The organism is Bacillus sp. EU52 (assembly GCF_037964975.1).
Lineage (GTDB): Bacteria > Bacillota > Bacilli > Bacillales > Bacillaceae > Bacillus > Bacillus subtilis.
Genome location: NZ_CP150177.1, coordinates 1,911,783 through 1,927,455, shown reverse-complemented (window position 1 = coordinate 1,927,455; position 15,673 = coordinate 1,911,783). Strand labels below are relative to the sequence as shown.

At 45.4% G+C, this 15,673-nt stretch carries 11 protein-coding genes and 2 pseudogenes; all 13 read left to right on the top strand.

Annotated elements, in window-relative coordinates:
- Window positions 1-5: 5 nt before the first annotated feature.
- The 13 genes and pseudogenes from ppsE (at window position 6) to nrnB (ending at window position 15,668) form a co-directional block, all read left to right on the top strand.
- Window positions 6-3,845 carry a plipastatin non-ribosomal peptide synthetase PpsE gene (gene ppsE / locus NSU05_RS09730; protein ID WP_082200953.1) on the top strand — a complete coding sequence of 1,280 codons (3,840 nt, stop codon included), beginning with the start codon at window positions 6-8 and terminating at the stop codon, window positions 3,843-3,845.
- A gap of 107 nt (window positions 3,846-3,952) precedes the next feature.
- A complete protein-coding gene (locus NSU05_RS09725; protein WP_014476970.1) occupies window positions 3,953-4,345 on the top strand; it encodes a DUF1360 domain-containing protein in 393 nt (130 codons plus the stop codon).
- A gap of 135 nt (window positions 4,346-4,480) precedes the next feature.
- A complete protein-coding gene (locus NSU05_RS09720; protein WP_038429056.1) occupies window positions 4,481-6,013 on the top strand; it encodes a glycoside hydrolase family 10 protein in 1,533 nt (510 codons plus the stop codon).
- Window positions 6,014-6,121: 108 nt separating this feature from the next.
- Window positions 6,122-6,279: pseudogene (locus NSU05_RS09715) on the top strand (hypothetical protein).
- Window positions 6,269-6,488, top strand: a pseudogene (locus tag NSU05_RS09710) (hypothetical protein); the annotation flags it as partial. The pseudogenes NSU05_RS09715 and NSU05_RS09710, both read left to right, overlap by 11 nt.
- A gap of 132 nt (window positions 6,489-6,620) precedes the next feature.
- Window positions 6,621-7,763 (top strand): acyl-CoA dehydrogenase family protein, encoded by a 1,143-nt coding sequence (locus NSU05_RS09705; protein ID WP_038429054.1) that lies wholly within the window; start codon window positions 6,621-6,623, stop codon window positions 7,761-7,763.
- A 43-nt stretch (window positions 7,764-7,806) separates the two neighbouring features.
- Window positions 7,807-9,456, top strand: coding sequence for an AMP-binding protein (locus tag NSU05_RS09700; protein WP_038429053.1), 1,650 nt, complete (start codon window positions 7,807-7,809; stop codon window positions 9,454-9,456).
- Window positions 9,457-9,465: 9 nt separating this feature from the next.
- Complete coding sequence (locus tag NSU05_RS09695) at window positions 9,466-10,800, top strand: acetyl-CoA carboxylase biotin carboxylase subunit (protein WP_038429051.1); 1,335 nt, start codon at window positions 9,466-9,468, stop codon at window positions 10,798-10,800.
- Between the two features lie 14 nt (window positions 10,801-10,814).
- Window positions 10,815-11,036, top strand: a complete 222-nt coding sequence (locus tag NSU05_RS09690) for an acetyl-CoA carboxylase biotin carboxyl carrier protein subunit (protein WP_021479784.1) — start codon at window positions 10,815-10,817, stop codon at window positions 11,034-11,036.
- Window positions 11,037-11,050: 14 nt separating this feature from the next.
- Window positions 11,051-11,950 (top strand): hydroxymethylglutaryl-CoA lyase, encoded by a 900-nt coding sequence (gene ldeG, locus NSU05_RS09685; protein ID WP_015714026.1) that lies wholly within the window; start codon window positions 11,051-11,053, stop codon window positions 11,948-11,950.
- A gap of 20 nt (window positions 11,951-11,970) precedes the next feature.
- On the top strand, window positions 11,971-12,753 hold the full coding sequence (locus tag NSU05_RS09680; RefSeq protein ID WP_014479955.1) for an enoyl-CoA hydratase: 783 nt from the start codon (window positions 11,971-11,973) through the stop codon (window positions 12,751-12,753).
- Window positions 12,754-12,763: 10 nt separating this feature from the next.
- Window positions 12,764-14,299, top strand: coding sequence for an acyl-CoA carboxylase subunit beta (locus NSU05_RS09675; RefSeq protein WP_082200952.1), 1,536 nt, complete (start codon window positions 12,764-12,766; stop codon window positions 14,297-14,299).
- Between the two features lie 169 nt (window positions 14,300-14,468).
- Entirely contained in the window at window positions 14,469-15,668 is a 1,200-nt protein-coding gene (gene nrnB / locus NSU05_RS09670) for an oligoribonuclease NrnB (RefSeq protein WP_015714023.1), read from the top strand.
- Window positions 15,669-15,673 lie beyond the last annotated feature (5 nt).

The window sequence follows — 15,673 nt, the reverse complement described above, 5'->3', positions numbered from 1 at the left end:
AATCCGTGAAGAAAGGTGCAGACACTATGAATACCATTAAAAAAATCAAGAACATTTATCCTCTGAGTCATATGCAGGAAGGGATGCTGTTTCATTCCTTCCTCCGTAAAGAGGAGGGGGCGTATGTTGAGCAGTCGCTCTTCACCATTAAAGGAAGCCTCAGCTATGACTGGTTCCAGCGCAGCATTCAAGCCATTATCGACCGCCATGATATTTTCAGAACCGTGTTTTTGCCGCACGTCCCGCATTTGTCGGGACCTCGGCAAGTCGTGATGACAGAACGTGAATTCCATTTGAACAGCGAAGACATTTCTCATCTGCCAACAAACGACCAGAATGAGTATATTGAACGCTTTAAAGAGAAGGACAAGCAAAAAGGCTTTGATCTGCAAAAAGACATGCTGATGCGGATTTCTCTATTCAAAACAGCTAAAGATGAGCATGTCTGTATCTGGAGTCACCATCATATTTTAATGGACGGATGGTGCCTAGGTATCGTTATGCAGGAATTTATGCAAATTTATCAATCGATTCATACAGGAAAACCGCTTTCATTAGACCCTGTCCGTCCGTACAGTACCTATATTTCCTGGCTGACAAACCGAGACAAAGAAAAAGCAGCGGCCTACTGGGATACCTATTTAAAAAACTACAGCACTCCATCACCTCTGCCTCGTGTGTCTGATAAAGAAACAAAAGAAGGTTATCACCGTGAAGATTTGATATTTTCATTAAATAAACCACTGACAGACAAGCTGAAAGAGACTGCCAAACAACACGGCGTCACGCTCGCTACCCTTATTCAGGCGGTCTGGGGTGTGATGCTGCAGCAATATAACCGCACAGACGACGTTGTGTTTGGCGCAGTTGTATCAGGAAGACCGTCAGAAATCCCGGGCGTGGAGCAAATGATAGGGTTGTTTATCAATACCATACCGATTCGAATTAAAACACATCAAGACGAAACGTTTCACGAGCTGCTCATACGCTGCCAGAAAGAAATGCTGGAAGCTGAGCCGTTTACCTGCCAGCCTTTATTTGATATTCAGGCAAACACCGCATTAAAACAGGAACTGATTGATCACATTATCGTCTTTGAAAACTATCCGTTACAGCAGAAAATCGCCGATTCCGCTGATCAAACCGATTCACCGCTGCAAATCGATCAAGTTCAAGTATCCGAGCAATCAGGATATAACTTTAATCTTGTCGTTGCTCCCGGCGAAGAGCTTGTCATCAAGTTCAGCTATAATGCATTCGTTTACGATGCTGCCTGGATCAGCTGTATCAAGAGGCAATTTACGCAAGCGCTTAGCACAGCTGCACAGCACCCTCATATGCCAATTGCTGATTTTTCTTTTCTTGATGCAACAGAAAAAGAGCAGATTGTCACACAGTTCAACAATACAAAAACGGAGTATCCAAAGAATCATACAATTATCGATTTATTTCGCGAACAAGCAGAAAAGACGCCAGACCATACCGCACTTGTGTATGGCAATATGTCTATTTCGTATAAAGAGCTTGATAAACGCTCTAATGCGCTCGCCAGAGAATTAATTCAAAAGGGATTTCGGAAAAACGAGACAGCCGGAATATTGGCTGCACATTCTCCCGAATTCATGATCAGTGTGCTTGCCGTATTAAAAGCAGGGGGAGCATACCTCCCGCTTGATGCGGAGCTTCCGCCTGAACGAGTCAGCTTTATGCTTGAGGAAACGCAAGCAAAAATGCTGATTGTTCAAAAGGGGCTGGAGCAAAATGCTGCGTTCTCAGGAACATGTATGATTGCAGATGCGCAGGCATTGATGGGAGAGAACCATTTTCCTATCAACACCATCTCCAGTCCAGACGATCTTGCATATATCATGTATACCTCAGGATCAACAGGCCGGCCGAAAGGGGTCATGATCACGAATCGCAATGTCGTGTCCCTGGTCAGAAACAGCAATTACACGTCTGCGTCCGGTGATGACCGGTTTATTATGACTGGATCTATCAGCTTTGACGCCGTCACCTTTGAAATGTTCGGGGCACTTTTAAATGGCGCAAGCCTTCATATCATTGATAAATCGACAATGCTGACACCTGATCGGTTTGGAGCGTATTTGCTTGAAAATGACATCACAGTGCTATTTTTAACGACAGCTCTTTTTAATCAGCTGGCACAGGTACGAGCTGACATGTTTCGCGGGCTCCATACGTTATATGTCGGAGGAGAAGCACTCTCTCCTGCTCTGATGAATGCTGTCAGACATGCCTGTCCAGATCTCGCGCTTCATAATATTTACGGGCCTACGGAAAACACGACTTTTTCAACCTTTTTTGAAATGAAGAGAGACTATGCGGGGCCGATTCCGATTGGAAAACCAATCAGCAATAGCACCGCTTACATCTTAGATACAAAAGGACGTCTTTTGCCAATAGGCGTTCCCGGCGAGCTTTGTGTTGGCGGTGATGGTGTCGCTAAAGGCTATTTGAACAGAGATGACCTGACAAATGCTGTGTTTTCTCCTCATCCTTTCTTGCCTGGAGAAAGAATATACCGTACTGGTGATTTGGCGCGCTGGCTGCCTGATGGAAACTTAGAATACATCAGCAGAATTGACAGGCAAATGAAAATCCGCGGAAAACGAATTGAGCCTGCCGAAATAGAAGCGCGCCTGTTAGAAATGGAAGGCGTTCAAGAAGCAGCAGTGACATTGAGAGAAAAAGATGGAGAGGTGCAGCTGTACACTCATTACGTCGGTGATCACAAAAAAACAGATACGGATTTTCGCGCCGATTTGGCGCGTGTGCTTCCAGACTATATGATCCCGCAGCACTGGGTGCGTGTGGAGCGGATGCCGCTTACCGGAAACGGAAAAATAGACCGCAGCGCGCTGCCTATTCCAGAAAATAAGCCTGCCAAACGACAGAACATCATATTGCCAAGAAACTTGGTTGAAGAAGAATTGGCGAACATTTGGAAGCAAGTCCTCGGTGTTAACACAATCAGTATTGATGATGACTTCTTTGCTATTGGCGGACATTCACTAAAAGCACTGCAAGTCATACATACACTAAAACATCAGCAGAACATTGACATACCGATTGATTTCTTGTTCGAACATCCGACAATCGCTCAGCTTGCCGAAAAACTTTATTCTAAACAGCTGACAGCAGCAAATGAACAGCATGTGATCAAACTGAACCAGCACGGCGCGCAAAATCTTTTCTGCTTCCCGCCGATATCGGGATTTGGCATTTATTTTAAAGACCTTGCTTTATTGCTGAATGAGAAGGCAGCCGTATACGGGTTTCACTTTATTGAACAAGACACCCGCATTGAACAATATGTTAATTGCATGACGGACATACAGCCTGAGGGCCCATACGTTTTATTAGGCTACTCTGCAGGCGGAAACCTGGCTTTTGAAGTGGCACAGGCTATGGAGCGCAAAGGATTAGAAGTCAGCGACTTCATTATCGTGGACGCTTATCTAAAAGAACAGCCTTTGCCTATCGATACCGGTAATGACGAATCTGCAGCATATCTGCCTGAAGCAGTCAGAGAAAAGGTGATGAAGAAAAAAAGAAACTATCAGGAATATTGGGCACAATTGCTGAATGAAGGGCACATCAAAGCAAGCATTCATTTCATCGAAGCTGGAATCCATCCCGAAACCAGCAAGAATACAGGCTTAACGAAATGGGAAGGCGCCTGCGGAAACTATAGTGAGTACACGGGTTTTGGCGCTCATAAAGACATGCTGGAAGGAACATATGCTGAAAAGAATGCTGACATCATCCTCGACATTTTAGAAAAGATCACTTCAAATAAAGCAATCCCGCACAAACAATAGAGCGGATTCGCGGACAGAGGCATTCTCTGTCCGCTTCTTTTTGTATCAAAGAATGGATCGATGACACTCGGGAATGATAACATCATCCTTTTTCTTGGAGGCTTGTCATGGATCATCTATCTTTTCTTACGTTTATCATGCTGATTCTAGCCAGTTACAGGCTGACACATTTGATTGTATTCGACAAAATCACAGAATTTATCCGAAAACCTTTTATGAAAAAGAAAAGGATTGTTGATCAAAACGGGCATGTAGATGAAAAAAGCGTGCCGGCTTCTAACTTTGGATACATGCTCAATTGCTACTGGTGTGCCGGTGTTTGGTGTGCCATCTTGATCGGACTTGGCTATCTATTTTTGCCTCGTATTGCAATACCGCTGATCTTTATTTTAGCCATTGCCGGAGCACAAGCGATCCTTGAAACGGCTGTCGGTGTCGGCGTAAAACTTATTGACGTGTTAAAAAGTCTGCAAACCATGATGAATGATAAAAAGTCCTAAAAGCGGTTCACAACATGCTTTAGGACTTTTTTCGTTTATTTAGTGAGATAGACATTCTGTTAATCACCCTTTTATAGCCCGGGAATACCGTAATAGCGAATAGTGAAAGTGATGTAATGGGGGAGAAGAAACAGAATGAAGGTTTGCCAAAAGTCGATTGTCCGTTTCCTTGTCAGCTTGATCATCGGAACGTTTGTCATTTCCGTTCCGTTTATGGCCAATGCGCAGTCTGACAGGGAGCTGAGAGCCGTATGGATTGCTTCCGTATTAAATATTGATTGGCCGTCCAAAAAAGGGTTATCTGTGAAAGAGCAAAAACAGGAGTATATCAAACTGCTGGAGGATGTGCAAAAAATGGGAATGAATGCCGTTATTGTTCAGATTAAACCGACGGCTGATGCCTTTTATCCGTCAGCTTACGGGCCTTGGTCGGAATACTTAACCGGTGTCCAAGGGAAGGACCCGGGCTATGATCCTCTTGCATTTATGATTGAAGAAACCCATAAACGAAATTTGGAATTTCACGCGTGGTTTAACCCTTACCGTATTACAATGAATCATACAGATCTTAATAAATTGTCTGAGAGTCACCCGGCAAGAAAACATCCAGATTGGGTTGCCGCCTACGGAAACCAGCTGTATTATCATCCAGGCATTCCAGAAGCGAGAGATTTTATCGTCAAAGGCATTGAAGAAGTCGTAAAACATTATGATATCGATGCTGTTCATATGGATGATTATTTTTACCCTTATAAAATAGCAGGACAGGAATTTCCTGATCAAGCACAGTATGAACAATACGGAAAAGACGCTTTTTCTAATATCGATGACTGGCGGCGGGACAATGTGAACCAGCTTGTCAAACAAATCAACCAAACAATTAAAGCTGCAAAACCGTATGTCAAATTCGGCATCAGTCCCTTTGGAGTATGGAGAAACGCCGCAGATGACCCGACCGGATCGAATACAAAAGCAGGCGTCAGAAATTATGACGATCTATATGCAGACACAAGGCATTGGATCCAAGAAGGCGACATCGATTATATTGCTCCGCAAATTTATTGGAGTATCGGCTTTAACGCAGCGGCGTACGACGTGCTGGCTGATTGGTGGAGCAATGAAGTCAAAAATAGGCCTGTTCACTTATATATTGGCCAGGCAGCATATAAAATCAATAACAATTTTGATCCGCCTTGGTCCGACCCTGAGGAATATGTGCGGCAAATCACTTTGAACCGCCAGCTTGAACTGGGGAAAGGAAGCATGCATTTCAGCCTCAAGGATCTCAACAAAAATCCGCTTGGCATCAAAGACAGGCTTATCGCCGATCTTTACAGCAAGCCGGCACTGGTTCCGCAAATGCCTTGGCTTGACAATACCGCCCCAAAAAAACCGAAGCTTACGAAAGTCACCGAAGACAAAAACGGCAATCTTCTGCAGATTAAAGATCACCCATCAAATCAAAAAACGAAAGAAACAGCCTATTATGCGATATACAGAGCCGAAGGGAAAAAGCAGAGAACATTGCTGGCAACGCAAAGAAAAACACATGAGCAGCAAGCCTTCTTAGATAACACGGCAGATCCTAACAAGAAATATACGTATTATGTCACTTCAGCAGACCGGCTTCATAACGAAAGCAAAGCTTCCAAACGAACAACAAAATAAGAAATGAGAAGGACGGCTTTCTAAGCCGTCTTTTTTTAAAAGTGATTTTGGAGACAGGAAACGATGGTAAACCGCTGTATTTTTTAAAAAAACAAAGGTGAGATTCACATGAATATGGAGGCGGTGTTTGGACATTTTCCATTATTGGAATCTGAGAAGCTAGAATCGAAGAGAAACACGTACAGGACGTGTTTTACGTTTTCATTTTTAGTCTGGTTAGGTGCCACATTATTTTTTGTGCTGTTCGGAGATGCTGTGTTGACTGATCCGGCTGAAGAAGCCTTTTTGACGAACTTTCTTCTCTTGGAAGCGGGCACCGCTCTTGTTTTATGCCTTGTGTTCTTCTCTATCAAAAACTCGATCAATCACAGTTCGCGGTGATCAAGCTAGGTATATGGGGATCAGCGGTCGGTTTATTGATTGATACGATTTCCCTTTGAAATCTCCCCTCATCTTCCCGGCTTTATCAAAGGGCTAAGTTATTGCGTTTGCGATATGGATGGTATGCGCCTACGGATTCAGTTTTAATTTTCAGACTTTTCTTGTCAGGGAATGATTATAGAACTCGCCTAATAGGATGTTACAAAGATGTGAAGGAGGAAACGATGTGAATTTTGAGCTGACAAAAGAACAACAAATGGTGCGTGAAATGGTAAAAGATTTTGCGAAAAAAGAAATTGCTCCTCACGCTGAACATGTAGATCAAACAGGCGAGTTCCCGATACAAACATTTGAAAAAATGGGTGAACTCGGTCTGATGGGTATTCCATTTCCAGAAGAATACGGCGGATCTGGCGGTGATACGATTTCATATGCCTTAGCGGTTGAAGAAGTCGGCAAAGCCTGCGGCAGTACTGGATTAAGCTATGCTGCAGCGGTCTCGCTAGGCGCAAGCCCTCTTTACTACTTCGGAACAGAAGAGCAAAAACAGACGCATTTGACGCCGCTGGCTTCAGGCACAGCACTCGGATCATTCGGCCTGACGGAGCCAAATGCCGGCTCAGATGCAGGAGGCACTCAAACAAAAGCGATTTTAAATGATGACGAGTATGTAATCAACGGCGAAAAGTGCTGGATCACTAATGCAAGCTACGCACGCACAGTTATTGTAACCGCCGTAACAGGCAAAAACAAAGACGGAAAAAACATCATCTCCGCATTAATCGTGCCAACTGACACACCAGGACTTACGATTACGAGCCCGTACGATAAAATGGGCGTCCGCGGATCGAATACAGCGGAAATTTTGCTTGAGGATGTAAGAGTGCCTGCGGCCAACTTACTTGGCGATCCAACGAAAGGGTTTAAACAGTTTCTATATACGCTGGACGGAGGGCGAATCTCCATCGCTGCTCTTGCAGTCGGCATTGCCCAAGCGGCCCTTGACGCATCATTGGCATATGCGAAAGAACGAAAGCAGTTTGGACAGCCGATTTCTTCCTTTCAAGCGATTCAATTTAAGCTTGCTGACATGGCGATGGAAATTGATCTGGCAAGGCAAATGGTGTTAAAAGCCGCCTGGCTGAAAGACCATAACCACCTGTTCACCAAAGAAGCGGCGTACGCCAAGCTATTCGCATCTGAAATGGCGACAAGGGCTTGCAATCAAGCCATTCAAATCCATGGAGGTTCAGGCTATATGAAAGAGTATGGAGTGGAACGGATGCTGCGGGACGCAAAATTAATGGAAATCGGTGAAGGCACATCTGAAATTCAGCGTCTCGTGATCGCCAGACAGCTTTTAAAATAAAAATGTAAACGCTTTCCCATCATTAAGAAAGGAGGAACAATGATTGGCTGAACTCATCCATTCCACAATCGGCAGGCTGCTGGAACAAACAGCTGATGCGTATCCCGATCGAGACGCTGTTGTGTATCCAGACCGAAATATCCGTTATACGTACGCTCAATTTGACAGTCTGTGCCGTCAAACCGCTAAAGGCCTTATGCGGATGGGGATTGGAAAAGGAGACCACGTCGCCATATGGGCTTCTAATATCCCTGAATGGCTTGCCGTCCAGTTCGCAACTGCGAAGATCGGAGCCGTGCTCGTAACCGTCAATACCAATTATCAAGCACACGAGCTGGACTACTTGTTAAAGCAATCAGATGCCGCCGCGCTTATTATCATGGATTCATACAGGGGCACTTCTTATCCAGACATCGTAAACAGTTTAATTCCAGAACTGCAAGAAGCAAAGCCCGGCCAACTGAAATCTGAACGCTATCCCTTTTTAAAAACGCTGATCTATATTGGCAATAAACGGTTGGCTGGCATGTATCATTGGGACGATACAGAGATATTGGCGAAAACAGTGACAGATGCTGAGCTTGAAGAGAGAATGAACAGCCTGGATAAAGACGATGTGATTAATATGCAATACACATCAGGAACGACAGGGTTTCCAAAAGGCGTGATGCTGACCCATTTTAATGTCATTAATAACGCTGCCAATATCGCTGAATGTATGGTTTTAACTTCTCAAGACCGCATGTGCATCCCGGTTCCGTTTTTTCACTGCTTTGGATGCGTCCTTGGGGTTTTGGCATGTGTATCCGTCGGGGCAGCCATGATACCCGTGCAAGAATTTGATCCCGTTACCGTCCTTAAAACGGTAGAAAAAGAGAGATGCACGGCGCTCCATGGTGTGCCTACCATGTTTATCGCCGAGCTGCATCATCCGAATTTTGATGCATATGATCTATCGACGCTCCGAACAGGAATCATGGCCGGCTCTCCCTGTCCAAGTGAAGTGATGAAAGCTGTGATTGAAAGGATGGGCATGAAAGACATTACGATCGCCTATGGACAAACCGAAGCCTCGCCAGTCATTACGCAAACGAGAGCAAATGATTCCTTCATAAGAAGAGTCGAAACAACCGGCCGCGCCCTGCCACATACTGAGGTGAAAATTGTAGAACCCGGGACATGTCAAGAAGTTCAAAGAGGCATGCAGGGAGAACTGTGCACCCGCGGCTATCACGTCATGAAAGGCTATTATAAAGACAAAGATGCGACCAGAAAAGCAATCAATCATGACGGATGGCTGTTTACCGGAGATCTTGCTGTCATGGATGAAGACGGGTACTGCCGCATCACCGGAAGATTAAAAGATATGCTCATCAGAGGCGGCGAGAACATTTATCCGCGGGAAATTGAAGAATTTTTATACCGGCATCCCGCTGTTTTAGATGTACAGGTCGTTGGTGTGCCTGACGCCAAATTCGGGGAGGAAGCTGCAGCCTGGATTAAACTGAAAGACGGTAAAAGCGTTTCACCTGATGAGCTTAAAGCCTATTGCAAAGGGAAAATCGCCCGCCACAAAATTCCGCGTTATGTTATTTTTACGGATGACTATCCGATGACGGCCTCAGGCAAAATTCAAAAATATAAACTGCGAGAAAAAACGATTGAAATGTTCAACCTACCATCAGATCAATGAGGTGAAATCATGTTTACAAAAGTACTGATCGCCAACCGCGGAGAAATTGCAATAAGAATTATCCGAACATGCAGCCGTCTCGGCATTAAAACGGTCGCGGTTTATTCAGAAGCAGACAAGGACGCGCCCCATACAAAAGCCGCTACAGAGGCTTATTTGATCGGGGAATCGAGAGTCAGTGAAAGTTATTTAAATATAGAGAGAATCATAAAGACGGCGAAAAAAGCAAATGCCGACGCGATCCACCCGGGATATGGATTGTTATCAGAAAACAGCCGATTCGCTGAACGCTGCAAGCAAGAAAACATCGTGTTTATCGGACCTTCCCCTGATATCATCGCAAAGATGGGCAGCAAAATCGAAGCGCGAAAAGCAATGGAGGCTGCAGGTGTCCCTGTGGTGCCGGGCGTTTCTGAATCCCTCGGAGATATAGAGGCAGCCTGCCGCACCGCAAGTCAAATCGGCTATCCTGTCATGCTGAAAGCTTCAGCGGGCGGAGGCGGCATCGGAATGCAGCGTGTTGAAAATGAAGAAGCATTAAAAAAAGCGTACGAGGGAAACAAAAAGCGCGCAGCAGATTTTTTCGGTGACGGGTCGATGTATATAGAAAAAGTTATTGAACATGCGCGCCACATCGAGGTTCAGCTTTTGGCCGATCAACACGGCCATACAGTACATCTGTTTGAACGTGATTGCTCTGTTCAGAGGCGCCACCAAAAAGTCATTGAAGAAGCACCGTCTCCATTTGTAGACGATGAACTAAGAATGAAGATCGGTCAAACAGCGGTAAAAGCAGCGAAGGCAATCGGCTATACGAACGCAGGCACCATCGAATTTATAGTTGACCAGAAACAAAATTTTTATTTCCTCGAAATGAATACGAGACTGCAAGTTGAACACCCCGTGACTGAAGAAATAACAGGCCTGGACTTAGTTGAGCAGCAGCTGCGGATTGCTGCGGGCCATACACTCACATTCTCCCAAAAAGACATCAAACGGAACGGGCATGCGATAGAGGTTCGAATATACGCGGAAGATCCCAAGACCTTCTTCCCGTCACCAGGTACGATCACTGCGTTTTCACTTCCTGACCAAAAAGGAGTCAGACACGAATGTGCGGTAGCAAAAGACAGCACCGTTACCCCTTTTTATGACCCGATGATCGCTAAGATGATTGTCAAAGGCCAAACCAGAACAGAAGCAATTGAAAAACTAGAGACAGCGCTTCGCGACTATCGTGTAGAGGGAATCAAAACAAATCTTCCGCTTCTCATACAGGCTGCGGCAACAAAGGCATTTAAAGAAGGGGATGTCACGACTGACTTTTTGAAACAACACCTATAAAGGAGGCAGTTGTCATGACGGTTAACATACAAATGGCAGGAAACCTGTGGAAAGTCCACGTCAAAGCCGGCGACCAAATCGAAAAGGGCCAGGAGGTAGCCATTTTGGAATCGATGAAAATGGAAATCCCGATCGTTGCAGATAGAAGCGGAATCGTAAAAGAAGTCAAAAAAAATGAAGGCGACTTTGTAAATGAAGGAGACGTACTGCTCGAACTGAGCGATTCCACTCAATAATTTGGAGGAAGACCATGTCATATCCTAAAAAAGTGACAATCAAAGAAGTCGGCCCGCGTGACGGCTTACAAAACGAGCCCGTATGGATCGCAACAGAGGATAAAATAACCTGGATCAACCAGCTTTCCCGGACAGGGCTGTCGTATATTGAAATCACATCCTTCGTTCACCCGAAATGGATTCCGGCGCTTCGAGATGCTATCGATGTAGCAAAAGGCATCGACCGAGAAAAAGGGGTAACGTACGCGGCACTTGTCCCGAATCAAAGAGGACTGGAGAATGCGCTTGAAGGAGGCATTAACGAAGCTTGCGTTTTTATGTCCGCCAGCGAGACGCACAACAGAAAAAACATCAATAAATCCACTTCTGAATCCCTTCATATACTCAAACAAGTAAACAACGACGCAAAAAAAGCAAACCTCACAACAAGAGCCTACCTCTCGACTGTTTTCGGCTGTCCGTACGAAAAAGATGTCCCCATTGAACAAGTCATTCGCCTTTCAGAAGCTCTATTTGAATTTGGGATTTCTGAACTGTCGCTTGGAGATACGATTGGAGCGGCTAATCCCGCCCAAGTGGAAACTGTACTTGAAGCTCTTTTGGCACGATTCCCGGCTAATCAAATTGCCTTGCATTTTCATGATACGAGAGGAACCGCTCTGGCCAACATGGTCACAGCACTCCAAATGGGCATCACGGTGTTCGACGGCTCGGCAGGCGGGCTTGGGGGATGCCCATATGCGCCAGGTTCATCAGGAAACGCCGCAACTGAGGATATCGTGTACATGCTTGAACAGATGGATATCAAAACAAATGTAAAGCTAGAAAAACTGCTATCTGCGGCCAAATGGATAGAAGAAAAAATGGGCAAACCGCTGCCGAGCAGAAATTTACAGGTGTTTAAATCATCTTGATAAAAGGGAGGACGCATACAATGGGAGACTCTATTCTTTTTACTGTTAAAAATGAACATATGGCGTTGATCACCTTTAACAGGCCTCAGGCAGCAAATGCTCTTTCAGCGGAAATGCTTAGAAACCTGCAAATGATTCTTCAGGAAATTGAATTCAACTCAAACATCCGCTGCGTCATCCTCACAGGCACCGGTGAAAAAGCGTTTTGTGCAGGGGCAGACCTAAAGGAACGGATAAAACTGAAAGAAGATCAGGTTCTGGAAAGTGTATCTCTCATTCAAAGAACGGCGGCTTTACTTGATGCCTTGCCGCAGCCGGTCATAGCTGCGATAAATGGAAGCGCATTAGGCGGCGGACTAGAATTGGCATTGGCATGCGACCTTCGAATCGCAGCTGAATCAGCTGTGCTGGGACTTCCGGAAACAGGGTTAGCTATTATCCCGGGCGCTGGAGGGACCCAAAGGCTGCCCCGGCTGATTGGCAGAGGAAAAGCAAAAGAATTCATTTATACAGGCAGACGCGTGACCGCACACGAAGCAAAAGAAATCGGCCTTGTAGAGCATGTCACGGCTCCTTGTGACCTTATGCCAAAAGCAGAGGAACTGGCCGCAGCCATTTCTGCCAACGGGCCGATCGCTGTCCGTCAGGCTAAATTTGCAATCAATAAAGGATTGGAGACAGATCTCGCTACAGGCCTTGCGATTGAACAAAAAGCGTATGAACAAACCATCCCGACAAAAGACAGGAGAGAAGGGCTTCAGGCCTTTCAAGAAAAAAGACGGGCCGTATACAAGGGAATATAAAAGGGAGGCAATGCTCATGGATTATGAAAAGGAACGAACAGAACGGGCTGAACGGATTCGAAAAGGCGGAGCGGAAAAGTATCATCAAGGCAATCGGGAAAAAGGCAAGCTCTTTGTCAGAGAGCGGCTTTCCCTTCTCTTTGACGATGACATTGAGCTAGAAGACGCTTTTTTTGCGGAATGTATGTCAGACGGGCTTCCCGCTGACGGAGTTGTAACCGGTATCGGCAAAATCGGCGGCCAAACTGTTTGCGTCATGGCGAATGATTCAACAGTGAAAGCGGGGTCATGGGGAGCTAAAACAGTTGAAAAAATCATCAGAATTCAAGAAACCGCGGAAAAATTAAACTGTCCGCTCATTTATTTAGTCGATTCGGCAGGCGCCCGAATTACCGACCAAATCAATGTCTTTCCAGGGAGACGCGGTGCAGGAAGAATTTTTTACAATCAAGTCAAATTATCGGGACGCATTCCGCAAATCTGTCTGCTTTTCGGACCATCTGCGGCAGGTGGCGCTTATATTCCGGCCTTCTGTGATATCGTCGTTATGGTAGACGGTAACGCCTCCATGTATTTAGGCTCGCCAAGGATGGCGGAAATGGTTATTGGAGAAAAAGTGTCTCTTGAAGAAATGGGTGGCGCCCGTATGCATTGCTCAATCTCCGGCTGCGGAGATATTCTTGCAGAAACTGAAGAAGAAGCCATACAGCTGGCGCGGGCTTATTTGTCTTACTTTCCGGCAAATTTTCAAGAAAAAGCGCCCATTCATGAGAAACGCCCGCCAAAACACTTCGACACCCCGCTTGCCGATGTCATTCCGCAAAATCAAAACGCACCTTTTGATATGCATGAGCTGATTGAGCGGGTCATAGATGAAGACTCATTTTTTGAGATCAAAGCCTTATTTGCACCGGAATTATTGACGGGCCTCGCACGAATCCACGGACAGCCTGTCGGCATTGTTGCAAACCAGCCGAAGGTAAAAGGAGGCGTCTTATTCCACGATTCAGCTGACAAAGCGGCTAAGTTCATTACCTTATGTGACGCTTTTCATATCCCATTGCTGTTCTTAGCCGATATCCCCGGTTTTATGATTGGCACAAAAGTAGAACAGGCTGGGATTATCAGACACGGAGCGAAAATGATTTCTGCGATGTCGGAGGCAACTGTTCCAAAACTCTCTGTCATTGTCCGAAAAGCTTACGGGGCGGGGTTGTATGCAATGGCAGGGCCGGCATTTGAACCGGATTGCTGTCTAGCGCTCCCAACCGCCCAAATCGCCGTCATGGGCCCTGAGGCAGCTGTAAACGCTGTCTACGCTAAAAAAATCGCCGAGCTGCCAGAAGAAGAGAGAGCCGCATTTATCAGCAGCAAACGGGAGGAATACAAAGAGGACATCAATATCTACCGTCTGGCTTCAGAAATGATCATTGATGCTGTTATCCCAGCCAATTCGCTGCGTGATGAGTTGGCCAAACGGCTCAAGGCATACATGACAAAGGAAATGACATTTACCAATCGAAAGCATCCGGTTTATCCGGTGTAAAAGCAAGAACTTAGGAGCGCAAAAAAAGCGCTCCTTTATATATTTACAATAACAACATTATGTCAACTAATTACCATTGCATAAAACGGTTGGTTTTTTAGAATAGTAAATAAAGGCTGCCGCACCTCTAGCGGCAATTGTCAGTTTATCATAAAAAGGGGCCTACATTATGTATCATTTATATTCACATAACGACTTGGACGGAGTAGGGTGCGGAATCGTAGCAAAATTGGCGTTCGGAAAAGACGTAGAGGTCCGGTATAACTCTGTCAACGGCTTAAACGCACAGGTGCAGTACTTTTTAGAAAAAGCGAAGGAGAGCAACAGACAGGACGCGTTATTCATCACCGATCTCGCCGTCAATGAAGAAAACGAAGAGAGATTGAATGAGTATGTTCATGCAGGGGGCAAAGTGAAGCTCATAGACCATCATAAAACAGCCCTTCATTTGAATGAGCATGAATGGGGATTTGTCCAGGTGGAATACGATGATGGAAGGCTCACATCCGCGACATCGCTTTTATATGGCTATCTCGTTGAAAATGGCTTCATGAAACCGACAAACGCCTTAGATCAATTCACAGAGCTCGTCCGCCAATACGATACATGGGAGTGGGAGCGGTACGATCAAAAACAGGCGAAGCGGCTTAATGATCTTTTCTTTTTGCTGTCAATCGATGAATTTGAAGCAAAAATGATCCAGCGCCTTTCCACGCATGACGAATTTTTCTTCGATGATTTTGAAGAAAAACTGCTTGATTTAGAAGACGAAAAAATCGAGCGCTACCTCCGCAGAAAGAAAAGGGAAATGGTACAAACCTTTGTTCACGAACACTGTGTAGGCATCGTTCACGCTGAATCGTACCATTCAGAGCTGGGGAACAGGCTAGGGAAAGATAACCCGCACCTCGATTACATTGCGATTTTGAGCATGGGGTCAAAACGAGTCAGTCTCCGCACCATTCATGATTACATCGATGTGTCAGAAATCGCCGGCCGATATGGCGGCGGAGGGCATGCAAAAGCGTCCGGCTGTTCAATAACCGATGAAGTATACGAGTTGTTTGTAGCTGAAGCTTTCCGTATTGATCCTGTACGGCCGGATGCCTTCCGTAACATCTATAATCTAAAGGGATCTGCGAATGGATCATTATATGAAAATCGCGCACAAATGAGATTTTTTCTTTTCCCTTTAGACAACGAATGGAATATTCAAATTAACGGAGAAACCCAAGACGAAACATTCGCAGCGTTTGAAGAGGCAGAATGGTTTATTAAGAGAAATTATGCCGCATCGCTCGTGCGGGATGAAGTGTTTGTCGCATTTTTAGCGGAGAATCTGAAGCTGGCAAATCAACATCGCAAGTAAAAAAA